Origin of the sequence: Bartonella sp. PS7NMGDW (genome assembly GCF_042193585.1) — a bacterium.
GTDB lineage: Bacteria > Pseudomonadota > Alphaproteobacteria > Rhizobiales > Rhizobiaceae > Bartonella > Bartonella grahamii.
This window is the reverse complement of sequence record NZ_JBHILX010000009.1, coordinates 33,944-57,845: the sequence shown is the minus strand read 5'-3', so window position 1 is coordinate 57,845 and position 23,902 is coordinate 33,944. Positions and strand designations below refer to the sequence as shown.

Annotated in this window: 18 protein-coding genes; 6 read left to right on the top strand and 12 right to left on the bottom strand. The window is 36.4% G+C overall.

The features are described 5' to 3' along the window. Positions 1-6: 6 nt before the first annotated feature. Together ACFIKJ_RS06380 and glyS are read left to right on the top strand one after the other, a co-directional pair. On the top strand, positions 7-948 hold the full coding sequence (locus ACFIKJ_RS06380) for a glycine--tRNA ligase subunit alpha (RefSeq protein WP_375625678.1): 942 nt from the start codon (positions 7-9) through the stop codon (positions 946-948). After that, a complete protein-coding gene (glyS, locus tag ACFIKJ_RS06375) occupies positions 948-3,170 on the top strand; it encodes a glycine--tRNA ligase subunit beta (protein WP_375648116.1) in 2,223 nt (740 codons plus the stop codon). Before ACFIKJ_RS06380 ends, glyS begins: the two co-directional genes overlap by 1 nt. Before the next feature lie 123 nt (positions 3,171-3,293). On the opposite strand, the gene ACFIKJ_RS06370 is transcribed toward glyS, so the two are convergent. From ACFIKJ_RS06370 to ACFIKJ_RS06335, 8 genes are all read right to left on the bottom strand, one after another. Then, the gene (locus ACFIKJ_RS06370) at positions 3,294-3,788 is read right to left on the bottom strand and encodes a F0F1 ATP synthase subunit B (RefSeq protein ID WP_375625676.1); all 495 of its coding nucleotides are present in this window, start codon (positions 3,786-3,788) and stop codon (positions 3,294-3,296) included. 11 nt (positions 3,789-3,799) lie between these two features. After that, a complete protein-coding gene (locus tag ACFIKJ_RS06365; RefSeq protein ID WP_375625674.1) occupies positions 3,800-4,366 on the bottom strand; it encodes a F0F1 ATP synthase subunit B in 567 nt (188 codons plus the stop codon). Positions 4,367-4,510: 144 nt separating this feature from the next. Beyond that, a complete protein-coding gene (locus ACFIKJ_RS06360) occupies positions 4,511-4,741 on the bottom strand; it encodes a F0F1 ATP synthase subunit C (protein ID WP_005773968.1) in 231 nt (76 codons plus the stop codon). Positions 4,742-4,795: 54 nt separating this feature from the next. Further along, positions 4,796-5,554, bottom strand: coding sequence for a F0F1 ATP synthase subunit A (locus tag ACFIKJ_RS06355; RefSeq protein WP_375625192.1), 759 nt, complete (start codon positions 5,552-5,554; stop codon positions 4,796-4,798). A gap of 7 nt (positions 5,555-5,561) precedes the next feature. Continuing rightward, positions 5,562-5,996 carry an AtpZ/AtpI family protein gene (locus tag ACFIKJ_RS06350; RefSeq protein ID WP_375625147.1) on the bottom strand — a complete coding sequence of 145 codons (435 nt, stop codon included), beginning with the start codon at positions 5,994-5,996 and terminating at the stop codon, positions 5,562-5,564. A gap of 1,066 nt (positions 5,997-7,062) precedes the next feature. Then, complete coding sequence (der, locus tag ACFIKJ_RS06345) at positions 7,063-8,487, bottom strand: ribosome biogenesis GTPase Der (protein ID WP_375625148.1); 1,425 nt, start codon at positions 8,485-8,487, stop codon at positions 7,063-7,065. Positions 8,488-8,491: 4 nt separating this feature from the next. After that, a complete protein-coding gene (locus ACFIKJ_RS06340) occupies positions 8,492-9,163 on the bottom strand; it encodes a tetratricopeptide repeat protein (RefSeq protein WP_375625149.1) in 672 nt (223 codons plus the stop codon). A 584-nt stretch (positions 9,164-9,747) separates the two neighbouring features. Continuing rightward, entirely contained in the window at positions 9,748-11,520 is a 1,773-nt protein-coding gene (locus tag ACFIKJ_RS06335; RefSeq protein WP_375625671.1) for an SLC13 family permease, read from the bottom strand. 354 nt (positions 11,521-11,874) lie between these two features. On the opposite strand from ACFIKJ_RS06335, the gene ACFIKJ_RS06330 reads away from it, so the two are divergent. Both ACFIKJ_RS06330 and nhaA read left to right on the top strand, forming a co-directional pair. After that, complete coding sequence (locus ACFIKJ_RS06330; RefSeq protein WP_375670355.1) at positions 11,875-13,581, top strand: hypothetical protein; 1,707 nt, start codon at positions 11,875-11,877, stop codon at positions 13,579-13,581. A 147-nt stretch (positions 13,582-13,728) separates the two neighbouring features. Beyond that, positions 13,729-15,087, top strand: coding sequence for a Na+/H+ antiporter NhaA (gene nhaA / locus ACFIKJ_RS06325; protein WP_375625667.1), 1,359 nt, complete (start codon positions 13,729-13,731; stop codon positions 15,085-15,087). A 2,422-nt stretch (positions 15,088-17,509) separates the two neighbouring features. On the opposite strand, the gene ACFIKJ_RS06320 is transcribed toward nhaA, so the two are convergent. Further along, entirely contained in the window at positions 17,510-18,766 is a 1,257-nt protein-coding gene (locus tag ACFIKJ_RS06320) for an aspartate kinase (protein ID WP_375625153.1), read from the bottom strand. A 189-nt stretch (positions 18,767-18,955) separates the two neighbouring features. On the opposite strand from ACFIKJ_RS06320, the gene ubiG reads away from it, so the two are divergent. Then, positions 18,956-19,699 (top strand): bifunctional 2-polyprenyl-6-hydroxyphenol methylase/3-demethylubiquinol 3-O-methyltransferase UbiG, encoded by a 744-nt coding sequence (ubiG, locus tag ACFIKJ_RS06315; protein WP_375625664.1) that lies wholly within the window; start codon positions 18,956-18,958, stop codon positions 19,697-19,699. 20 nt (positions 19,700-19,719) lie between these two features. On the opposite strand, the gene grxC is transcribed toward ubiG, so the two are convergent. Both grxC and ACFIKJ_RS06305 read right to left on the bottom strand, forming a co-directional pair. Then, positions 19,720-19,974, bottom strand: a complete 255-nt coding sequence (gene grxC / locus ACFIKJ_RS06310; protein ID WP_375625662.1) for a glutaredoxin 3 — start codon at positions 19,972-19,974, stop codon at positions 19,720-19,722. Between the two features lie 47 nt (positions 19,975-20,021). Beyond that, positions 20,022-20,807, bottom strand: coding sequence for a ComF family protein (locus tag ACFIKJ_RS06305; RefSeq protein ID WP_375625660.1), 786 nt, complete (start codon positions 20,805-20,807; stop codon positions 20,022-20,024). Positions 20,808-21,004: 197 nt separating this feature from the next. Between ACFIKJ_RS06305 and ACFIKJ_RS06300 the strand changes: the two genes are divergently transcribed. Beyond that, the gene (locus ACFIKJ_RS06300; protein ID WP_375625658.1) at positions 21,005-21,883 is read left to right on the top strand and encodes a methyltransferase; all 879 of its coding nucleotides are present in this window, start codon (positions 21,005-21,007) and stop codon (positions 21,881-21,883) included. Between the two features lie 7 nt (positions 21,884-21,890). Here the strand turns inward: ACFIKJ_RS06300 and ACFIKJ_RS06295 are convergent, their stop codons facing one another. After that, a complete protein-coding gene (locus ACFIKJ_RS06295; RefSeq protein ID WP_375625656.1) occupies positions 21,891-23,246 on the bottom strand; it encodes an L-cystine transporter in 1,356 nt (451 codons plus the stop codon). Between the last annotated feature and the right edge of the window lie 656 nt (positions 23,247-23,902).

Here is a 23,902-nt window from a genome sequence, read left to right as displayed (position 1 = left end):
TAAAGCGTGAAACTGCCTGAACATCTTAACCCCAAACGTTCTTTTCAGGGACTAATCTTAACTTTGCAAAATTATTGGGCACACTATGGATGTGCAATTTTGCAACCTTACGATATGGAAGTCGGAGCTGGGACTTTTCATCCCGCAACAACATTACGCTCTCTAGGTCCACGTCCTTGGCAAGTTGCTTATGTCCAACCCTCTCGACGTCCAACAGATGGCCGATATGGTAAGAATCCAAATCGTTTACAACACTATTATCAATTCCAAGTGCTTCTCAAACCCTCTCCGCTCAATCTACAAGAACTTTATATAAAGTCGCTACAAGCTATCGGGCTTGATACAAAACTGCATGATATTCGCTTTGTTGAAGATGATTGGGAAAGTCCTACCCTTGGTGCTTGGGGACTTGGATGGGAATGCTGGTGCGATGGAATGGAAGTCTCTCAATTTACTTATTTTCAACAAGTTTGTGGCATTGAATGCGCTCCAGTTTCAGGGGAACTCACATACGGTCTTGAGCGTCTAGCGATGTATATCCAAGGGGTTGATAACGTCTATGACCTTAACTTTAATGGTTTGGAGGGAGAAAACAAAATAAGTTATAGAGATATTTTTTTACAGGCAGAACAGGAATACTCATATTACAACTTCGAATTTGCTGATACAAAACTGCTACATCAGCACTTTATCGATGCAGAACGCGAATGCAGCGCACTTCTTGATGCTGGAAAACCAAATAAAGAAAATATATTACATCGCTGTGTTTTTCCTGCCTATGATCAATGTATTAAAGCGAGCCATATCTTTAATCTTTTGCAAGCACGTGGCGTTATTTCTGTAACCGAACGACAAAACTACATTCTTCGCGTTCGTGATCTCGCGCGCCGTTGTGGGGAAGCCTTCTTACTCACAGAAGCTGGACAAATATATACTGGAGAAGCCTAATGTCTGATCTTCTTCTTGAACTTTTCAGTGAAGAAATACCCGCACGTATGCAACGAAAAGCTGCTGCTGATCTCAAAAAATCTGTTACAGATCAACTTGTGAATGCTGGATTGATCTATGAAGCTGCTCGTGAATATTGGACACCTCGTCGGCTAACATTGGACATACGCGGACTTTCAATACGCTCAAAAGATATCCATGAAGAACGAAGAGGTCCTAGTATAAAATCACCACAGCATGTAATTGATGGTTTTCTACGTGCAACAGGATTAAACGATATTTCTGAAGCACATATTGGACATGATGATAAAAAAGGTCATTTTTATATTGCTAAAATTGTTAAAAAAGGTCGAGCTGCAGAAGAAATTATTGCCGATATTTTACCGAATATTATCCGCAACTTTCCGTGGCCGAAATCTATGCGTTGGGGAAAAGATTCAGCACAAAATGGTGCTCTGAAGTGGATTCGACCTTTACAAAACATTCTTTGCGTCTTCGGACCAGAAATTGGTGAAACACATGTTATTCCGTTTACAATTGGTTCTCTTAAAAGCAATAATTTAACTTATGGTCATCGTTTCTTAAGTGATGGAAAGCCATTTCAAGTGCGCCGCTTTGATGATTATGTTACTCAACTTGAAACCCATAAAGTCATTCTGGATGCCGAGAGACGAAAGAATATTATTTTAGCTGATGCCCAAAACCTCTGCTTTGCCAACGGTTTAGAACTAGTTCAAGACAATCCCCTCCTAGAAGAAGTTGCTGGTCTTGTTGAATGGCCTGTTATCCTGATGGGTGATTTTGACCAATCATTCCTTGATATTCCTCCAGAAATTATTCGCTTGACCATTCGAGCTAATCAAAAATGTTTTGTTACCCGTAAACAAGGAGAAAAAGTAAAACTTTCTCATCATTTTATTCTCGTTTCTAATATTCTTTCAAATGATGAAGGCAAAGAAATTTCAAAAGGAAATAGTAAGGTTGTCCGTGCCCGTCTTTCTGATGCACTTTATTTCTGGCAAACCGATCAGCGTGATTTGCCTGATATTCAACAATTAGAATCTTCTATAAAAAAATTTGATCTTGATATAAAAAAACCTCTCGATCAAAGAATGGCGCGACTTGATCATTTGAATGTAACTTTTCATGCTAAATTAGGTACGCAAGGTGCAAGAGTAGAACGCATTGCTACACTCGCACAAGAAATTGCACCTTTAATACAGACAGATCCTCTTTTAGCAAAACGTGCAGCAATCCTTGCAAAAGCTGATTTGCAAACAGAAATTGTCGGAGAGTTTCCTGAACTACAAGGGGTTATGGGGCAAAAATATGCCCTTCTTCAAGGGGAAGATCCTCGCGTAGCTGTAGCAATCGAGGACCATTATAAACCTCAAGGACCAACAGATCGTCTTCCACAAGAACCGCTTGCTATAACCGTTATGCTCGCCGACAAAATTGACATGCTCGTTGGCTTTTGGCTCATTAATGAAAAACCAACGGGCTCAAAAGATCCCTATGCGTTAAGACGAGCAGCATTGGGAGTTATTAGGCTTGTACTTTCGCGAGATTGGAAAATCAATCTTATGCCACTGTTTCAGTTCGCAATGAATCTTTTCTTACAACAAAAAAATAAATATGAGATTTCTCAAAGAGAAAATTCACAATTACAGAATCTACTTCCAGAAAAAACAAAATATATTTTATCAGACCTGTTATTCTTTTTTCATGACCGTTTAAAAATCTATCTAAAAGAGGAAGGTGCTCGTTATGACGCTCTTGAAGCGATTTTAAATAAAGATTCTGATGATTTTTTATTGGTTGCACGTCGTGTCGAATCGCTTATCGCTTTTATCAATACCCATGATGGAATGAACTTTGTAGCCTCTGTAAAACGTACTGCCAATATTCTTGAAAATGAATTTCAAAAAAGCACGGCAATAGCGAATGAAATTAATCCTGAGCTCTTTGTCGAGAAAGAAGAAAAGCAGCTCTATCATGCAATCTGTGAAGTAGAAAAACAAGCTCTTGCTCCCATCAATGCGACAAATTTATCATTTGCACTCAGTGTGCTAGCGCCACTTGGGAAATTGATTGATATATTTTTTGAAAAGGTATTGGTGAATGATAAAAAACCTGATGTTCGTGCTAACCGTCTTGCTCTTCTCAAACGTACTCACATTGTTACACAATCGGTTGCGGATTTTTCAAAACTTGTCATTTAGAATCAAAATGTCCTATTAACTGGTAAAAATAATGAAGATAAATTTTTCTTTTTTATGACTTTTATTAATTAATCTTGAGAAAATTATGCAACCAAAGAGGCCATTTTTATCTCTCAAATATCATTAATTAAGATATGTTTTCATTTTGATAAATGATTCTTTCTCAAGAGACTCTTTAATAAGTTCATCTGCCTTGTTAGAATCTAATTCCTTTGCAATAAGGATACGTGCTGTAGAAATTGCCAAATCAATAGCCGATGAAGAAACCATGCGTATCGCATCCGCTTCTGCTTGAGCGATTTTTTGCTCTGCCAATTTATTGCGGTTTTTTACATATTCTTCTGCTTTTGTACGAGCCTCAGCAATAACAGATTCAACTTCATGTTTTGCTGCTGCAATAATTTCTTGCGCGTCTTTTTCTGCTTCTGCATGTTTGCGTTGATATTCAGCCAATATTTCCTGTGCTTCTTCACGAAGACGCAGAGCCTCATCCAGCTCATCTTTGATACGCTTCGCGCGTGCATCAAGATGGTGTATAAGCTTCTGTGGAATTTGGAAATAGACTAAAAGAGCTAAAAAAAGAACTAACCCAACAAATGCCCAAAAAGTATCAGTCATTTTTCTCTTCCTCAATAATCCGCAGCTTTAACAACTGAACGAACAGCCTCTTTGCTAATATCAACGTCAATCAATTTTTTCACAATTTCAAGAGCTACTTCTTCAGCGATAGAACCAACATTTTGCATCGCTTTATCCCGAATTTTTGCTATCTGTTTTTCAGCATCTGCGAGTTTTTTTTCTAAACTCTCTTCAATTTCTTTTCGTTCAAGCTCTGCTTTTTCTTTTAATTCTTCACTAGCCACCTGCGCTATAGCATGCGCTTTCAAACGCGCTTCTGCTAATTTCCGCTCATAAGTTTCAACAACAATGTCTGCTTCCTGCTTCATGCGCATTGCCTGATCTAAATCAGATGCGATTCGATCTCGCCGTGTTTCAATAACACCACCAATACGTGGTACAATTACACGAGAGATAAAAAGATAAAAAAGTCCGAAAGAAATTGCCAACCAGAAAAAATGCGAACCAAAATGTACAAAATCAAAAGGTGGAAACACACGATTTGCATGCTCTGCCACCTTTTTAACATGTTCTATCGACGTTTCAGTGTTCTGTGCATAAGCGCTTGAAACAAACATCTTCTTTCACCCTTTAAATAGCTTATTAAAGCCCTCTATAACCGATGATAACTGACTGGCATCTCTCTCTGGCATCTCTCTGGTTAAGAGCTAAAAGGGTAAACCTTTCCTCGTGCAAGAACAGATATACCCTTTTGATGATGATTAAACCCCAAAAAGAAGTAGTAAAGCAATGAGCAGTGAAAAAATTCCCAAAGCTTCTGTTACAGCAAAACCAAAGACGAGACGTCCAAACTGACTATCTGCCGCTGATGGATTTCGTAATGCACCAGAAAGATAGCTACCAAAAATATTACCAAGTCCTAAAGCTGTTCCAGCCATACCAAAGCAAGCAAGACCAGCGCCAATATATTTTGCTGCAAGCACCATTTCCATGTTATTCTCCTTTAAAGCGAAATTGCATTATTCGACGGAAAACCGCCAATTCTATTAATGTCCTGGATGAATTGCATCATTAAGATACATACAAGTTAAAACCGTAAAGACGTAAGCCTGAAGAAATGCGACCAAAAACTCAAGAGCAGTAATTGCTACAGTCATAATAAGCGGTAAAATCGAACCACCCACACCTACGAGTCCTACCCCAATCATTGAAACAACAAACCCAGAAAACACTTTAAGCGTAATATGACCAGCAAGCATATTCGCAAAAAGACGAAGAGAAAGACTAATTGGACGGGAGAGAAAAGAAATAACCTCAATCATTGTCACCAAAGGCAAAACCACAACAGGAACTCCACTGGGAACGAACAGTTTCAAAAAACTGACCCCATGCTTATAAAAGCCATAACCAATCACCGTCAAAATTACCACCATTGCTAACGAAAACGTGATCATGATTTGAGACGTAACCGTATAAAAATAAGGAAAAAGACCAATAAAGTTAGCAACCAAAATAAAAGTAAACAGAGAAAAAACTAAAGGAAAAAACTGCATTCCCTGCACACCAGATGATTCCCGCAGAGTCGATGCTACAAATTCATATGCCATTTCCGAAAGAGACTGCATCCGCGTTGGAACCAATCCACGACTCGATGATGAAATAAAGAGAAAAATAGAAGTTATAACAACCGTGAGGACTGTAAACAATGATACATTTGTAAACGATAAATCCATATTTCCTATGGAAATCTTAATCAGCCTTGAAATCTCAAACTGATGAATAGGATCTGGAGCGTGCGCTGTCACTTCAACCTCATTTATCGGACCTCTCATTGGCCCCTTTATCTTGTTTATCTTGGCGCGATACGCCTTTTTTTCCCAATTGACTGGAGGAAACATACCCCACAGACCGAAGAATACTCACTATACCAGCAGCAAATCCAAAGAAGAGGAAAAATACCAATCCCCAAGGATACGAACCTGCTAACTTGTCAAACCCCAACCCCAAAACAACACCAACTATAACACTCGCCAGAAACTCACTGGAAAGCTTAATTGCATCTGCCATCCCTCCTTGTGATTTTTCCCGCTTATTCTTATGCTCCCGCTTCTTTAATGCCTGCTTGCGCACTAAAGCTACGCTTAAGTTCCTACTACGACATTCCAAATCCTCTGAATGAAGACATTCTCCTTGCTTTTCCTCTTCAGCCTCCTTACGGCTTATAACGGGTCTCTCGCCCACCGCCATCATTGGCTCCTTAATTAAAAGCAAAGTAAGAATGCATTTCATAAAACCGTGTGCATCATATTGTTCCCGAATTTATTCGTCAAGATACTAAAAAAAATCTATCACAAATTATCGTATAAATTTTATTGTATAAATAACGTATTTTTCAATTTACATGCTTTCTTAAAAAGATATTCTGAGCACCTAAACCGACTTCACGACAGCTCCCATGAATAATATAAAACTCATAGAATAGCCTTTTTTACACTTAATAAAAGGCGTAAACTGACACCATCTTATTTTCCGGCTCCAAATTTTATATCAATCCTAGTTTTGAAAGAGAACATAAAAAACTAAAAAACATTACGAGAGCGTTGTTTTGCTCCTTTTATTCAAATAAACTTGCACTTTTTATTTTATGAAAATGATAATAATCAATGGTTTTTATATGATCCTATTCGCAAAGTATTTTACATATGCCATCACAGAACCCATCACTCAATGAGCTTGAGGGTATTAAGAGAGGTTTCTTTAAATACGAGATATTAATAAATCTAAAATTTTAAATAGATCAAGCCAATAGAACACAATAAAATTTAAATAAGATCACCATACCACTTTATACAATTTTAATCCACTTTTTTGAATTTTGCCCTATGATTGAATATCGGTCGATTCAGCAAATATTTTTTCTTTTTATTTAAACAAACTATTGTGAGCAAAAGCGCTTATTCATAGCCTTTATTTTTATGAAGCGATAATTTAATGCTTCTTTTCAAACGAGCATCATAACTATATTCCCCTACCCTCATATTGCATCTATTCTTGCATTTAAATAACCCATTAAGAGGATGATGTACTCTTTCTTAAATACTCCCTATCACACTCTTCTCATAACATACAAATAAATGATCTTTATCAAGATGAGAGAACTCTATTCAATAGCGCTCATGGTAAATGATTATGAATAAAATTAAAACTTTAGCAAATAAAAATTTTTTATTTTATGAAAAGAAAGATCATTGAAAAAACTTATTTTTAAGATTCTTAAGTATAGATTTCATTCACTTAAAAAATTAAAGAGTTATCATTTCTTTTTGGAACGTGTCGCAAAAGGATTATCAGAGGCTCGTAATGATATGCGAACGGGTATACCAGACATATCAAATGTTTCACGTAACCCATTGACAAGATAGCGCAAATACGACTGGGGCATACTTTTGGGGCGCGAGCAAGAAATCATAAATCCAGGAGGACGTGTCTTAACCTGTGTGATGTATTTAACCTTAAGTCGACGTCCAGAAACCGCAGGAGGTGGATGATGAGCCACAACAGTTCCAAGCCATTGGTTCAATTTAGCCGTCGAAATGCGACGATTCCATACACGGTGCATCATCATGACATTTTCCATCAGTTTATCGATCCCTTGACCATATTGTCCTGATAAAGGAACGGCTCTCAAACCACGAACTTGAGGAAGAAATCGCGCACATTTTTCATGCAAATCAATCAATGTGGTCTGACTATTTTCAATAAGGTCCCACTTATTGAAAGCAATAACTGGAACACGCCCTTCACGAATCACAAGATCAGCAATTTGTAAATCCTGCTTTTCAAAAGGTATCGTTGCATCAAAAACAATGACCACCACTTCTGCAAAACGAATAGCACGCAAAGTATCTGCAACAGATAATTTTTCTAATTTTTCCTGAATTTTCGATTTTCGACGTAAACCTGCAGTATCAAAAAGTTTAATATGGCGACCACGCCATTCCCAATCTACAGAAATAGAATCACGCGTAAGTCCTGCTTCTGGTCCTGTTAACAAGCGCTCTTGTTTCAACATACTATTGATAAGAGTGGATTTTCCTGTATTTGGACGCCCCGCAATTGCAATCCTAATGGGCTTACTTTCATCGTAAATAAGCTCCTCTTCTTCCAAATCGTTTACATCATCACCAACAGATGCAGGCTGTATCGTAATATCTTCTTCTTTGTTGTTGCCAAAAGCATGCTCTGACCCCACAGCATCTATAATTGCATCACGCAGATCACTAAGTCCCAAACCATGTTCAGCCGATATTGGGCACGGCTCCCCCAAACCTAATGACCACGCCTCATACTCTCCTCCTGTTGCCGCTCTTGACTCAGACTTATTGGCAACAAGCACAATTGGCTTTCCTGATTTGCGAACCAATGAAGCAAAATTTAAATCACTTGGTGTTATCCCGCTCTTTGCATCAAATACAAATAAAATAAGATCCGCTTCATCAATCGCAGCTTTTGTATGAGAACGCATTCGCCCCTCAAGTGTATGATCACCTGCTTCTTCCAGCCCAGCTGTATCAATCACATCAAAACGTAGATCTTGAAGTTTTGCCGCATGAATACGTCGATCACGTGTTACACCAGGCTTATCATCAACCAAAGCCAATTTTTGCCCAACCAAACGATTAAATAGTGTTGACTTCCCAACATTAGGACGACCAACGATAGCAATGGTAAGGCTCATCGATTTATTCCTTATTTGCCTTGCCCTCAGCTTGTATCAGCTCAAGCATTATTCGAGCCCGATCTGTTATTTTTGAACCCGAAGCACCTTTTTCAGAAATTTTCTTAAAATAATAAACCGCCTCATCCATTTTATCCGCCTTATAAGCAGCTAAACCTAAAGCCTCTCTTGCAGACATATGCATAGGATCGGTATCACTTGTCATATCTTTGATACGCTTTTCAACATCAGCTAACGTCCCTGTATCAACTAGGATATAAGCCGCCCGAATTTTTGCAACTTTCTGCAAAATCTCTGGTGCTTTCTCATCCGCTGCAACAGAATCAAAGATCTCCACTGACTTAATAATGTCACCCTTCTCCATGAGTAAAGAAGCCTCACGTAAACGAGCAAGAAAAGGATACCCTCCAAAATGAGAGGTTTTAACAGTTTCTAATTGCTTTATCGCTTTATCAAAATGACGTGTATCCGCAAAATCAAGACTTTTTACAAATGCATCACCAATATAACCGGCTTTCTTTATTTGCTGATAATGGTAAATTTGATAAGCAACTATCATGAGTATAAAAAGAATAGCTGCTCCAATAATTGAAAAACCATACCGTCTCCAAAAAGCAAGCGCCTTTTCCTGACGAAATTCTGCATTCACTTCAGCAATAAAACTATCATACGACATATATCATACCTTGAAAAAAGTTACTTTATCTGTGCTTTTACGCATAAATGGACCAAGATGGTAGTCCTAATTAACTAAAAATATTTAAATTGCTCGTTTATTTATTTTAAATCAACATGTAGCCAAATAAATCGGATTTTTGCAACAGTCTTAATCGAAAATGATGTAAACGCCCTGTTTGTTCACATTACAGCTTTTACATATATTGTCTTGAGTCTTATAAAAAATTCACTGTTTTAATATTTATCATGATTGCCTATCATCTCAAGCGGATTTTCTCCACATTATATAGAGAGATAATCTTTTAAAGTCTTCAACGCAATCGTTGATAGTATTGGATTATAGAATTATAATAGAAAAGACAATTCTTTTAAAAACTTGAACAAAAAATAAATTTCCACGAATACCTACTAAAACCAAATAGATAAATCTTATCTGTATCAAAAATACCGAAGTGCCATAATAAAGTGTGGTATAATTTCAAATCTTCAGTTAAAGCTCTTTATACAAAATGTATCCCTTCAACTTATCTTCATACGATTAACAACCTTTTGTAATTGATCCTTAAAGTTTCTAAAAATATCCTATTGTAAGGGCCAAACCCACATAAGCATTGGAACAGCAATAATAACGATCAACACCGCCAATGGAGCACCCAAACGTGGATAATCACTAAAACGATATCCTCCTGGTGCCATCACGAGCATATTACTTTGATGTCCAATAGGTGTAAGAAACTCACAGCCTGCACCAATTGCAACAGCCATCAAAAAAGCTTCAGGCTTATAATGAAGGGAATGAGCAAAACTTGACGCAATTGGTGCTACCATCATCACTGTTGCTGCATTATTCAAAAATGGCGTGACCAACATAGCTGTCACCAACATAAGTGCTAAGGCACCAGATGGCGGAAAAAATATTGCCAATTGGCTCAGCCATTGACCAATGAGATCTGTACATCCTGTTTTCTCTAACGCTTCACTCACTGGAATAAGAGCCGCTAATAGTACCAATATTGGGCCATCTAATGCCTGATACAGATCACGCGCAGGCAAAACGCGAAAGATAACCATTGCAGCAGCAGCAGAAAAGAAAGAAAAAGCAACTGGAACAATATGAAAAGCTGTAAAAATAATGGCTATAAATAAAACAGCTAAAGAGATGAAACCATGTCGTAAATTTCCAAACACAATATTTCGTTTTGCTAGGGGCAAGCATTTCAATTCTCTTAATAAATTTGGAATAACTGCATCCTGTCCTTGCAAAACAATCACATCGCCAAGATGAAAAATAATATCATCGAGTCTTCCCCGCACCCTTTCATGTTGACGACTTAACGCAAGCAAATTTACATTATAGCGATCAAATAGAGAAAACTCTTTCGCACTAATACCAATAAGAGGTGAATTATGGGTAATGACTGCTTCAATAATATCAATGTCACTGTCCTTATCACCTGCAGCGATAGTTCGCCCTTTAGAAAACTCTAAACGAGCAGAGTTCATCACGCTATCTAACCCTGTATGCGACCCTTCCAGCAAAATAATATCATTTTCAGACAAAACAAAATCTGGTAATGGCGAAATAGATACTTTGTTTCGGATGATTTGAATCACCATAACGTCACCACTTGATGGCTTAACCAAATCAACAATATTTTTCCCTATAATCGGTGAATTTATTGGAATATGCACTTCTGCAACATAATTACGAATATCAATGGCATCATCAAATGATGCACCTGAACGCACACGCACAGGCAAAAGCCAATAAAAACAGACCAAATATACAACACCAGCCGTCGCAATAACCGCACCAACTGGTGTAAAATCAAACATAGTAAAAGGTGTTCCTGCTAAACGTTCTTGCATCGCTGAAATAACAACATTGGGAGATGTTCCTATCTGTGTCATAAGCCCCCCCAACAAAGAACCAAAGGCCATGGGCATCAAAAAGACAGAAGGAGAAACCTGAGAACGACGTGCAAACTGAAAAGCTATCGGAAGCATAATCGCCAAAGCACCAATGTTTTTAACAAACATTGATAATACGACAACAGAAAGAACTAAAAAAGCTAATTGAAGACGCACAGATTTCACGTCTGGCCATATCCGTTGAATAATAAATTCCATTATACCAGAGCGCGATACGGCCGTACTGACAACAAACACACTCCCCACGATAATAACAATATCATTACTAAAACCGCCAAAAGCTTCCTTCGGACTAACAAGACCAAGAGCACAAGCTATTAATAACGTACAAATAGCAACAAGATCATAACGAAATCGATCCCAAATAAAAACAACCATCATGAGACCAATGATCGAAAAAGCCATTATTTGATTTTCTGTCATAACACTCACCTCTCCCCATTAAATTATAATGTACAAAAACATATCTTTTATGTTTTAAATATTCCTATAAACAGCAGCAAGATAAAAGCAGACATCGGAATATTTTAGGATAATCTTAAAGTGATAAAAAATTATGATGCGCATAAACTTACCTCTCCTTATTATGCGTTCTTTTCTATAAAGTGCTAAACTCAAAGAAAATTGATAAAAGTTGATCAAGCTATATTGCAAAAAAGATGAGAATAACTCTAATATAGAGAGTAGATAATTGTTGAAACTGGTACACGCTATATTTAAACCTTTGTCGTTGCTTAAAAGAATTTATCTTCACTCTCAATTCAAAGAGTGATAAAAATGAAAGAAGAAAGAATGGTCAATCTTAATAGTGGGTATCAAAGTAACCTCAGATATTGGCTCACTTGTATTATTGGATTTGTTGCTATCTTGGCAATTATAATTGTTGGTGGATTTTATATCGCAAAACCCTATCTTGACAGTTTTGTAAAACAAGAAATAGCCCGTCGTGGTATAAAAGCCCTAACATCTGAAGTAAGCATTCTAGGTAGAGTCAATTTGAAGAATGTGACATTACCCGTCCCAGCTGGTACATCACTTAGAATTGGTGCCATTTCTGCCCGTCCTCCCCTTTCCTTTATTCCCGGAACTTTTACATTTTATAATGTTGATTTAAAGCATAATAATATTCATGTGCAAATTCCCCAAATTTCTCTTCGGAGTGTATCCTTAAAAGAAAAAGATAGAACGATAACATCACGGCTTTTACAATCAATGATGCGTATTGAGCTTTCCTCAATTATTGCTCCCAATATACAACTTTCTATAGAAAATAAAAATAACCGAATAGAAACGGTTGAAGTCAAGAATTTCCAGCTTTCTGATTTTAAAAATGGCCATATCCGTTCAGTTAGTATTAAAAATATGGATCTTAAAACAGTTGCAGTAAATGGTGCCAAACAGATGCAGCTTATGGCTAAAAGTGATACAATAAAAGCTCATGATATCGACATCAACTATGCCTATTCTATCATTTTTGGAAAAAACAACGCTCTTAACCAAGATAAAGCCGTTACTGGCCCCATTTCTCTGAATAATGTGAGTATCGATGTGTTTGAAGAAGCGGGAAAAAGTAGTTCTTTCTTCCTCGGACAGTTTAAAACATCTGGTTTAAAAATGAAGCCGCTTGAACAAACTCCTGAAAAATTAATCAAAGCTTATCTTAATGCAAGAAAAGAGAATAATAAAATCGCTGAAAAAATAGCACAAAATGGTCTTCTTCTAAACATACTGCTCGCCATTACCTCAGCGGATGCCAAAGTTGATAATGTCACCGTTGATATACCGCAGTTGAAAGCAACACTCGAATCACTCCAATTTAAACCAACCTTGTGGAAACAACCTATCCCCAAAAAGCTTTTTCTTTCTCTCAATAACCTTTCCGTTCTACCTAAAAAAATGAATGAAAAAGACTTAGAGTTCTTAAAAAATCTGAACTTTGAGCGCTTTGACATTTCAGGAAAAATTGATATTTCTTACGATGAAAAAAAACGTATGCTCCTTCTTGATGCAATGTCTTTCAATATGAAAGACGTTGGATCTGGTAACATATCGGCTAAGGTTATTGATGTTGATGAAAAGCTTTTTTCTGGTCAGCAAAATGTAATGATTGCTGCTTCTCAAGACTTTGGCATCAATGAAATTGATGTGCAATATAGGGATGCAGGTTTCATTGATAAGCTTTTTTCTTATCTTGCGCAAAATCTTAATGACAGCCAACATGATCTTAAAAAGGAACTCTATGACGATTTCTATCTAATGATGACGCAGACCCCAAAAATGCTGCTAAAAAATCATGACGAAGCAGAAAAAATTTCAAAATCCTTAGGGGAATTTGCTAAAAATCCACAAACATTGATTGTTAAAATTAAAGCAAAAGATAATAAAGGGCTCACAATGGTTGATCTCGAATCAGCTCTACAAAATGATCTATCCAAGGCTTTAAACAAAGTACATCTCACTATTAAAAATGAAGCATCACCTTAAACATTTTGTGCTTTAAATATGATGATCTTGTCTATAAATTAAGAACTTTATTCCTCTTTTTGCTTTTATATGATACAGAAGGTATCATATAAAGTCATTTACACAGAGAATATAGAATCCTAAAATTGTCGATGCTTGGAGTTGTTCATGTCTGATTTATCTTCAAATCGCCTGCCTAATCGCGCTTCTCGTGTCACCAATCAAGCGCTTTCTGCGATCGAGCGTTTTCTCCATATTGAAGCTCTTAGTGGTATTGTTCTTTTATTAGCTGCTGCTGCTGCACTTATTTTTGCCAATTCTAAATATGCTGCTTTCTATGAATCTTTTTGGCATACACCTCTTGGCTTTAATTTGGGTCATTTCACTCTTTCATGGGATTTACATTTCTGGGTTAATGATGCTCTTATGACTATTTTCTTTCTCGTCGCAGGAATGGAAATTCGACGCGAAATTCATGAAGGTGCTCTTGCCGATTTTAAACAGGCAATCTTACCAATTGTTGCCGCAATAGGAGGCGTTTGTGTTCCCGCAATTATTTACTTTATCTTCAACTTTAACGAGGGGCATATACGCGGTTGGGCTGTGCCAACAGCAACAGATATTGCCTTTGCTCTAGGTATTCTTGCTCTTCTTGGAAAAAAAATTCCTTCTAATCTTCATATTATTCTTCTATCATTAGCGATTATTGATGATATTATCGCTGTTCTTATTATTGCTTTTTTCTACTCAACAAACATTGATCCTAGCGGTTTAATGATTGCAGGAGCAGGTATTACTTTAGTGCTATTTTTTCAGTGGATCGGGCTTGCATCAGCATGGCTTTACATTTTACCTGGTGCAATCATTTGGTGGGGTTTAATGGTAACAGGTGTTCACCCATCACTTGCTGGTGTAATCTTAGGGATGATGACTCCCGTTCTTCCTACCCGTACTCTTGTAGCGCCACTCACCATGCTCAGTAACGCTATGCAAATTCTTCAAGAAAAAAATACAAAAACAGATCTGCATCATATTTCAACCGCATTGAAAAAAATGCGCAAAGGACAACGGGCCATGATTGCTCCAGTAACACGCGTTCAAAAAGCGTTGCATCCATGGGTTGCATACGGTATCATGCCAATCTTTGCCTTCGCAAATGCAGGAGTAAGTTTTGCAAACTTTGATCTTTCTTCTGACAAATCATTCTTGATTGTTTTGGGTGTTGTCATTGGTCTTTTCGTTGGTAAGCCTCTTGGTATTATCACAGCCAGTTATATAGCCGTAAAATCAGGGCTATGCCGCCTACCCCCTCATATGACATGGACAGGCGTTTTACTCATTGGTTTTTTAGCAGGAATTGGCTTTACAATGTCTATCTTTGTTTCAATGCTCGCTTTTAAAGATATTGTTCTGCTTGATGCTGCAAAAATTGGGGTCCTTTGTGGCTCTGGTTTATCTGCTCTTATCGGTCTGGGATATGGGTTTATTTATATTAAGCGCAATAAAGGAATTTCCCGTAGCTCCTGACGAGCTAATTGAAAATACATTTTTATGCAAAACTTTTAAAAAGTAATTTTGCTCATTTGTTGGATTCGGACAATATTTAATGTGAAATCCGTTGTCTCACCTCATCTTTACACTTATGAAGGAGAAAATTAACATCATCATACTATTTACTAACCTCTAATGTCGCAATACCTTTGACACTTAAGAAGATTCATAAGAAATATTTTTATTCCTTTCTTCAATAATCTTTTATTCATACACCAACTCCACTGGTGATATACACAGGAATGATTTTAATTGTTTCAATATAAAAGGCTTCGTGGTTTCAGAGAAGCTGCCTTTCGTCGGAAAAATTATTCACTATAAATAAAAATTTAATTGTTATAAATCAATATCTTATGTTCAATTATAAGAAACAGATAAGAATAAACAAAATTCCGTAATCAGTTAAGTAATTCCATGGCTTATTTTTCCCAATAAACCACCCTTCTCGTTACTGATTTTATTGCTGGTATTTTAAACAACTTTAATTTTTATCTTCTTAAAAGGCACATTATTTTTGGTAAAAATATTTCTTTAAAACAAGCGCGTAAATTGGCAATATAATAGCGTTTTTGTTTTACGTGAAAGGCATATACGATTTATTTAACGTAATAAACAAAAACGTGAACCAATATGTAATATCCATTATTTAAAAGATATTTCTGTCAATACCTTTGAAAGTTGTAAAGCAGAATTAAAAGGAAATTGTAAAATGGAAACTGGTTTTCACTTTTATGGCTTTATATTCTCCCCCAATTAGCTTTTATCTCCATTTCAGAGATTCCCCCAACAAGTATACGCAACATCCTTGTTCCTATCTGGCATACAAAAACAGGAGTTGCTCGTAGTCCCCTTATTCGTCTCAATATATATCGTCCAACATGCATCTACGCTGACATTAGATATTGATACAGGTAACAAAAAACAAAAGATTTATTTGGAATAACAACGTCATAAAATCACTACTCGATTGACAATGGAGTGGAAAAATATCCTCGTTTTTTATCATAAACACATCGCTTGTCTCACTCCATGAAAGAATTAAACTTGAAGCATGCTTCCATAGGGAGCACTCTCGTTTACGTAATTAACTCGCGGGAAAAAATTAGTCATTTAGACTATTCTAAAACATACGATCAGGAGAAAAATAGAGCGTATATACCGCTGCTCTCCCCTTTTCCCGCTCTTAGTTGATATTTATTTTCTTTTTGTTTACGGAGTTAGCTCTATATTTCTTGATACCATAAAATACTCTTTACAGATAATTTAAAAAACAATATTTCCGAGACTTTCGAATTATACAACGCTACATTAAATATAATAAGAGTAAAATAATATTTATAAAAATATCTTTATTGGGAATAAACGTATTAATTACTGCACTTTGATAACATATCTTATATTCACTTCAAATGGATATCCCCATTCGAATGCATTATGCTATTAAAAAGTAATTACAAAACAAGAGAATACGTTTCGCATTCATATACTGAATAAAAACAAATTGTGGGAAAAATATGTAAACATGATAAGAAACTAGCACGATATACGGCATAAATGAAAGAATGTATTTCATGCGTAATTGGCAGTATGACAAAGAAAATACTTGTAATAGAGTAGTTAAGAGAAGAAAGTTAACCTAAAGAATATACGGAGGTATCGAAAACTCTAAAAATCTTAATCATAATTCAAAAAAAGACAAATAGACATAAGAAAAAATTTAAGTAATGAAAGCAACACGCTATAACATTATCATTTAATTTTGATCTATCGTTACATGATTTTATGAAAAGTGCTTCTGAAGAGCTCTATAAGCCACAAACGCATAAGATATAGTAATTTTATAACTTATAGCGCAACATAAATATTGTCTATAGAGATATATTTTTTATTGCCTCATAATACAGAAAAAATTAAATTTACAAGATATATATAAAGCCATAAACAACCATTTGAGACAAGCTAAATATCTCTAGAAAATACATCTTCAATTCTATTTTTAGTAATGCCGTCACTAATCCAATAAGCTCAAATTTCTCTAAGATTTATAACATTAAATCTGTATTCACGAGGCTGTCCCTCATGCAACATGCATCCTTTGAATAAACGCAGTGCATTATTCCTTCTTCTATTAAAGCTTATTGTAAAGACTTCTCCATCCCTATCTATAGGCTCTAAAACGTTTATAAACGGCATATTTTATATCCATTCTTAAACAGTTTTATCCAAACATCTTTCTCTTGTAATGTATAAGCAACCATTTTTAAATTCATCATGAACAAGTTTAAAATAAGAGAGTTTTGCTGTATTAAATATTCTATTTAAGTTAAAAATATAAATTATCCTTAACAAAAATTATTAATATATATTAAAGCTTTATGTTATTGAAACTAAAAAATGCTTATCCCTTATCAAGTGCATAAACAGCATGTAATGTTCTAACCGCAAGTTCAGTGTAAGCACTATCAATCAAAATAGAAATTTTAATTTCTGAGGTCGTAATTGCTTGAATGTTAATACCCTTTTCAGCCAAAGCCTTAAATGCTGTAGCGGCAACACCTGCATGGCTACGCATTCCAATACCAATCACAGATACCTTGGCAAGATCACTTTCAAATTGGAGAACATCAAATCCAATTTCTTTGCGATTCTTCTCAAGAAGTGCAACAGCTTTTTCTACATCTGATGATGGTACAGTAAAAGTCATATCCGTTTTTGAGCCATCTTCAGAAATATTTTGCACAATCATATCAACATTAATGCGCTCTTCAGCCAAGGGACCAAAAATTGCTGCCGAAATCCCTGGACGATCGGCAAGCCGACGAAGGGAAATTTGCGCTTCATCCTTAGCAAAAGCAATACCAGTAACATTTTGTTGTTCCACGATTTCATCCTCATCGCAAATAAGTGTTCCAGAAGAACTCTTTGGATCCTCCATGCCTAACGCATCAGGATCCTCAAAACTTGAACGCACAAAGGTACGAACCTTATGAACCATTGCCAATTCAACAGAACGAACCTGTAAAACCTTTGCACCAAGAGAAGCCATTTCCAGCATTTCTTCAAAAGCTACTTTCGGTAAACGACGCGCTTTCGGTTCTATACGTGGATCCGTTGTATAAACACCATCTACATCCGTATAAATATCACAGCGATCAGCTTGTACAGCCGCGGCTATAGCAACAGCACTTGTATCTGATCCCCCACGCCCTAAGGTAGAAATCCGGTTATCTGGAGCTAACCCTTGAAAACCAGCAATAACAGCAACCTGACCTTCCTGAAAACACTCGATTAAAAAAGATCCATCAATATCAGTAATACGTGCACGTCCATGCGCATTGTCTGTATGAATGGGAATTTGCCAACCAAGCCATGAACGTGCATTCACACCCATTTCTTGAAGTGTCAAAGCCAACAAACCTGAAGTAACCTGTTCACCAGAAGCAACCACAACATCATATTCACGAGCATCTCTATGCTTGGAGGAAGCATCACACGTCCACTGAACAAGCTCATTGGTTTTACCAGCCATCGCAGATACGACAACTGCAACCTCATTGCCTGCATCAATCTCTCTTTTGACATGCCGTGCAACATTATGAATACATTCAATATTTGCTACAGATGTTCCACCGAATTTCATGACAATGCGCGCCATTAATAACACTCTTACCTTTACATCTCTTATCTCAAACGGTAATGAGAATTAGATGCTGTATCAACTAACCATTTTCTCGACATAGCGAATATCTATCATTTGTGCAAGTTTCATTATGATTATATTAATTTCTCTTGACTTTGTATAAAATCTACTGGACTTGATCATTAAAAATAAAAGGCAGGCAACATGATAGATGAAACACAAACAACTATTGATCAAAGTGAAATTGATCATTTTTCACGTATTGCTACAGAATGGTGGAATCCACAAGGAAAATTTCGACCTCTTCACCAATTTAACCCAACACGCCTTGCTTACATCAGAGAAAAAATCTGTTTAGAGTTTAATCGCGACCCTTTTTCGCTTACGCCCTTTGACAATTTGAAAATTCTTGATATTGGCTGTGGAGGAGGCTTGTTATCTGAACCAATGGCACGTCTTGGCGCTATGGTCGTAGGCGTTGATGCTGCACAAACAAATATTGAAGTCGCAAAAACCCATGCAGCTCAAAATGACCTTTCCATTGACTACCGCACGACGACAGCAGAAGTACTTGCCAATGAAGGAGAAAAGTTTGATATTATCCTTAATATGGAAGTTGTTGAACATGTCGCTGATGTTAATCTCTTCATAGCAGCTACAGCAAAAATGTTGAAACCACAAGGGTTAATGTTTGTCTCAACACTCAACCGCACGTGGAAATCATGGGGGCTTGCTATTGTAGGTGCTGAATATATTCTACGTTGGCTTCCTAAAGGAACACATGATTATAAAAAATTCCTAAAACCTCTAGAACTTAAAAATTTCTTATCAAAAAACGCTCTGACTGTCATTGATGAGATAGGTATTACTTATAACCCATTAAATGACAGCTGGAATCGCTCAAAAGACATGAGCGTTAACTATCTCCTTCTCGCAAAACGGTCTTAAGGATATGTAATTTACAAATATTATACGCCTTGTAATAAAGAATTGAGCTTTCCCTCAGCCTCTAAAGCATAAAGATCATCACAACCGCCAACGTGATAATCACCTATAAAAATTTGTGGAAATGTATTACGTCCATTTGCACGCTGTACCATTTCTTGGCGAAGGGATGTGGAAGCATCAATATCTGTATACTTTACGCCTTTTTTATCAAGCAAATCACGTGCTTTTGTGCAATAAGGACAGTTAGGGCGTGTATAAATTATTATCTCTTTCATAGTATTATCCTCCAATATTTTTAAATAATATTCACTTTAAAGCCCTCTTACGAGGAGGGAAAAATAGAATCTTCTTTGAGAACACGCGAAAATGTTAGCACATCAACCTGTCGTGCACCTGCATATTTTAATGCAGCAGCTGCTGCTGTAACTGTTGCACCCGTTGTAAATACATCATCAATCAGCAAAACAGAACATCCTTTGAGATATTTTTTAACCTTATGCGAAACCTTAAAAGCATTTTTTACGTTAAGTTTTCTTTCTCTTGAAGAAAGACTAACCTGCGGACGGGTATGCCGACAACGAACAAGCCAACTTGGTTTTAAAAGCTTTTTTTGTGATGCTGCAATATAACGTGCAAGCTCAGCAGATTGATTATAACGCCTCTCCCAAAAACGACGAAAATGCAATGGAATGGGAATAATAACATCACAATCATCAATAAGCTCGCGTCCAGAAAACATCATCCAATTGGCCATAAATGATGCCAATTCTATATGATCACCATATTTTAAGCGCGTTACTAAAGTTCGTGCAAGCCCTTTATGAACAATAGCTGAGCGAACACGTGAAAAAGGAGGGGAATTACGAAGTGCTTCACCACTAAGAAAACCATCCCCCATATCACAAACAAAAGGAGTCCCCATAACAGGACAATAAGGTTTTGTGATAAATTGAAGGTCTTTCCAACATTCGGAGCAAATCGTACCATAGGTAGAAACATTTTGCTTACATCCAGGACAAATTGGTGGATAAAGCACAGTTTTCAAGCGTTCAATGAACTTACTTAGTATATCCCCACTACTTAACGCCGCTTCTCGAAAATACAACATTATAAATTTAGGCTTTTACAAGTTTCCCTCAGAACAAAAGTTCCTTTGTATTTCCTCAATTTATAATTTTAATTCCTTTAAAAACTCTTACCTTCTATAAATTTATTTTTCTTTTATATTATAAACTTGACAGAGCTTGCACAAATAATGAACCTTTTCAAAATATATTCTTCCATAGATCGAAAGTGTTCCACAATATGTCGCATCCTTTAATTTTTGATCATAACCGCATTGAACAATTCCGAAAACGTGCCTTTCAAAAAGCAAAAAAAGGATACGACTTTTTACTCTCTCACATGGCAGAAGATCTCTATAAACGTCTTAGCACTGTTGATCGCCTCTTTACATTAGCTCTCGATTTACACAGCCATACAGACCTTGCTGCGCAAGCTTTAATGAAATCTGGAAAAGTTTGTTCTATAGAACGTATTGAGACCGATACGCTTTACCAAAGCCATGATAAAAAATTTCATTTACGTCATCGAGAATTTCTTGATTTACCTCAAAGTTACTGTGACCTTATTATTTCACTTCTTTCATTACAATTGACCAATGATACCCCTGGTGTTCTAAGCCAGATAAAAAATACCCTTAAACCAGATGGCTTATTTCTTGCTGTTATGGCAGGAGCTGGTACATTAAGAGAATTGCGGGAAAGCCTGCTGCAAGCTGAAAGTGAAATTTATGGTGGAGCAAGCCCTAGAATCTATCCTTTTGCCGACATTCGTGATGCAGGCGCTCTTTTACAGCGTGTGGGCTTTGCTCTGCCTGTAGCAGACGTTGAAGATATCACAATACGTTATAATACAATGTTTGACCTTATGCACGATCTTAAAGCTATGGGAATGCAAAATGCACTCATCAATCGTTCACGACGCCCTGTATCTAAACGTTTTTTTCTCCGCGCAGCTGAAATCTATGCACAACGATTTAGTGATCCTGATGGACGTATTCGTGCACATTTTTCTTTCATCTGGCTCTCTGGTTGGGCTCCTCATCCCCATCAACAAAAACCCCTACAACCTGGTTCAGCGCAAATATCTCTTACAGATGTTTTACAGCCCAAAAAAATATAATCTAAAATTATTTTTTAAAAATACTTTTATCTGTTGTCCGTAATATTTGACTGGTAACCGTTCCAGCTATCATTGAATCGCTCACGTTTAGAGCAGTACGTCCCATATCAATTAGCGGTTCGATAGAGATAAGTACAGCAACCAAAGTAACAGGAAGCCCCATAATTGGTAACACAATCAATGCAGCGAAAATAGCGCCTCCCCCCACACCAGCAACACCAATAGAACTCAACGTCACGACCCCAATAAGCGTAGCAATCCAAGTAGGATCAAGAGGATTAATACCCATAGACGGTGCAATCATGGTCGCAAGCATCGCTGGATAAAGACCAGCACAACCATTTTGTCCAATTGTTGCCCCAAAAGAAGCTGCAAAACTCGCAATGGGTTGTGGTACACCTATCCACTGTGTTTGCGCTTCAATATTTAAAGGAATACTTGCAGCACTTGAACGACTGCTAAAAGCAAATGTTAAAACCGGTAAAACCTTTTTGAAAAAACGAAAGGGATTAACCCCAGAAATACCAAGCAATACACCATGAATTCCAAAAATTAAAATAATACCGACATAAGATGCAATGATAAAAACCAGTAAATTTAAAATATCTGCAATACGCGATGTTCCTCCTACTTTCGTCATAAGTGCAAAAATACCATAAGGCGTCAAAGCAATCACAATACGGACTAACCGCATAATCCAAGCTTGTCCCACTTGAATAAATAAAAGCGCTTTTTCTCCTTTTTCTGGCTCATCTTTCTTTAAAAGAAGAACCGCTGCACCTAAAAATGACGCAAAAATAACAACACTGATAATTGACGTACGTTTGGCTCCACTCAACTCAGCAAATGGATTTTTAGGAATCATAGACAAAATCATCTTTGGTATATTCATATCTCCAAGTTTAGAAATATGACCTTCAAGAAGAGCAGAAACATTTTGCCCTTCATGCACCAAACCATCAGTTGTTAATCCAAAAAAATTAACCACAAGCACACCAACCAATGCTGAAAGAGCCGTTGTAAAAAGCAATATTGAAATTGTTATTATACTCATCTTTCCAACAGCATAAACAGAATGTAAATGAGCAACTGCTGAAACAATAGAGATAAAAACCAGTGGCATAACAATCATTTGCAACAATAAGATATAGCCCTCACCAACAATGTTAAACCATTCAACGGATTTCAATAAAGTGCTTTCACCCTCTCCATAAACAAACTGCAAAACACTTCCAAAAATCAAGCCAAGGATAAGCCCTAGCATAACACGTAGTGAAAGACTCCATTGCATTCTCTTACTTTGAGAAACCAACAATAAAAAAATAACAAATAGAAATAAATTGACGAAAAAATTAAATGTCATTGTCTATGCTCACTTACTATTGTTATGATTGACGTCAATAATCTGCATAATTCAAAATCAATGCATGATATTTAAAATTAACATAAAGCTTACCAGGATTTTACAAAATCATTATTTTTTTAATTTATCGATTAAAAGAGAACTTTTTATCTACTAATAACTGTTTAAATAAAATAAATAAAATTATTTTCCTATTCTTTAAATTTACGCTCTCATAAAATAGTTAAAAAAGAGAAATATAAACAACATTCATTGCGTCTTAATACTGAATAATTCCAGCATATCTTATCCTATCAATATCCTTACCTCTCTCTTTTTCTATTTGAACTGAAGCGAGCTTTCCAAGAAAGGATGAATTAACAATCGAACATTCATGACTTTTCTAGAAAATACACCAACAAGCTACTTTTGCTAATTTTATGGACTGTACTCTCAACAGCTTTGACCAGCATTTCAAATATAATTATTTTATTGAAAAGACCTTTCATACATTCTTTCTTTGCTCTCAATGAAAGCTTTTTTATTTTTCGAAATTCTTTTTATAGTCATAAAAAAGACTTTGAACGCCACAATACCTATTGAATGACAAAATATTGATTTATAAAAATAATTTACTGTTTTGCATATTAAATGAGAGTCCCGAATAACGTAAGATT

Coding starts and splice junctions, on each gene's coding strand:
- ACFIKJ_RS06335 (WP_375625671.1), bottom strand. CDS start 11,520: ATGACAGAAAATCAAATAATGGCTTTTTCGATCATTGGTCTCATGATG.
- der (WP_375625148.1), bottom strand. CDS start 8,487: ATGAGCCTTACCATTGCTATCGTTGGTCGTCCTAATGTTGGGAAGTCA.
- ACFIKJ_RS06300 (WP_375625658.1), top strand. CDS start 21,005: ATGTCGCATCCTTTAATTTTTGATCATAACCGCATTGAACAATTCCGA.
- nhaA (WP_375625667.1), top strand. CDS start 13,729: ATGTCTGATTTATCTTCAAATCGCCTGCCTAATCGCGCTTCTCGTGTC.
- grxC (WP_375625662.1), bottom strand. CDS start 19,974: ATGAAAGAGATAATAATTTATACACGCCCTAACTGTCCTTATTGCACA.
- ubiG (WP_375625664.1), top strand. CDS start 18,956: ATGATAGATGAAACACAAACAACTATTGATCAAAGTGAAATTGATCAT.
- ACFIKJ_RS06340 (WP_375625149.1), bottom strand. CDS start 9,163: ATGTCGTATGATAGTTTTATTGCTGAAGTGAATGCAGAATTTCGTCAG.
- ACFIKJ_RS06370 (WP_375625676.1), bottom strand. CDS start 3,788: ATGACTGATACTTTTTGGGCATTTGTTGGGTTAGTTCTTTTTTTAGCT.
- ACFIKJ_RS06295 (WP_375625656.1), bottom strand. CDS start 23,246: ATGACATTTAATTTTTTCGTCAATTTATTTCTATTTGTTATTTTTTTA.
- ACFIKJ_RS06320 (WP_375625153.1), bottom strand. CDS start 18,766: ATGGCGCGCATTGTCATGAAATTCGGTGGAACATCTGTAGCAAATATT.
- ACFIKJ_RS06330 (WP_375670355.1), top strand. CDS start 11,875: ATGAAAGAAGAAAGAATGGTCAATCTTAATAGTGGGTATCAAAGTAAC.
- glyS (WP_375648116.1), top strand. CDS start 948: ATGTCTGATCTTCTTCTTGAACTTTTCAGTGAAGAAATACCCGCACGT.
- ACFIKJ_RS06360 (WP_005773968.1), bottom strand. CDS start 4,741: ATGGAAATGGTGCTTGCAGCAAAATATATTGGCGCTGGTCTTGCTTGC.
- ACFIKJ_RS06305 (WP_375625660.1), bottom strand. CDS start 20,807: ATGTTGTATTTTCGAGAAGCGGCGTTAAGTAGTGGGGATATACTAAGT.
- ACFIKJ_RS06365 (WP_375625674.1), bottom strand. CDS start 4,366: ATGTTTGTTTCAAGCGCTTATGCACAGAACACTGAAACGTCGATAGAA.
- ACFIKJ_RS06350 (WP_375625147.1), bottom strand. CDS start 5,996: ATGGCGGTGGGCGAGAGACCCGTTATAAGCCGTAAGGAGGCTGAAGAG.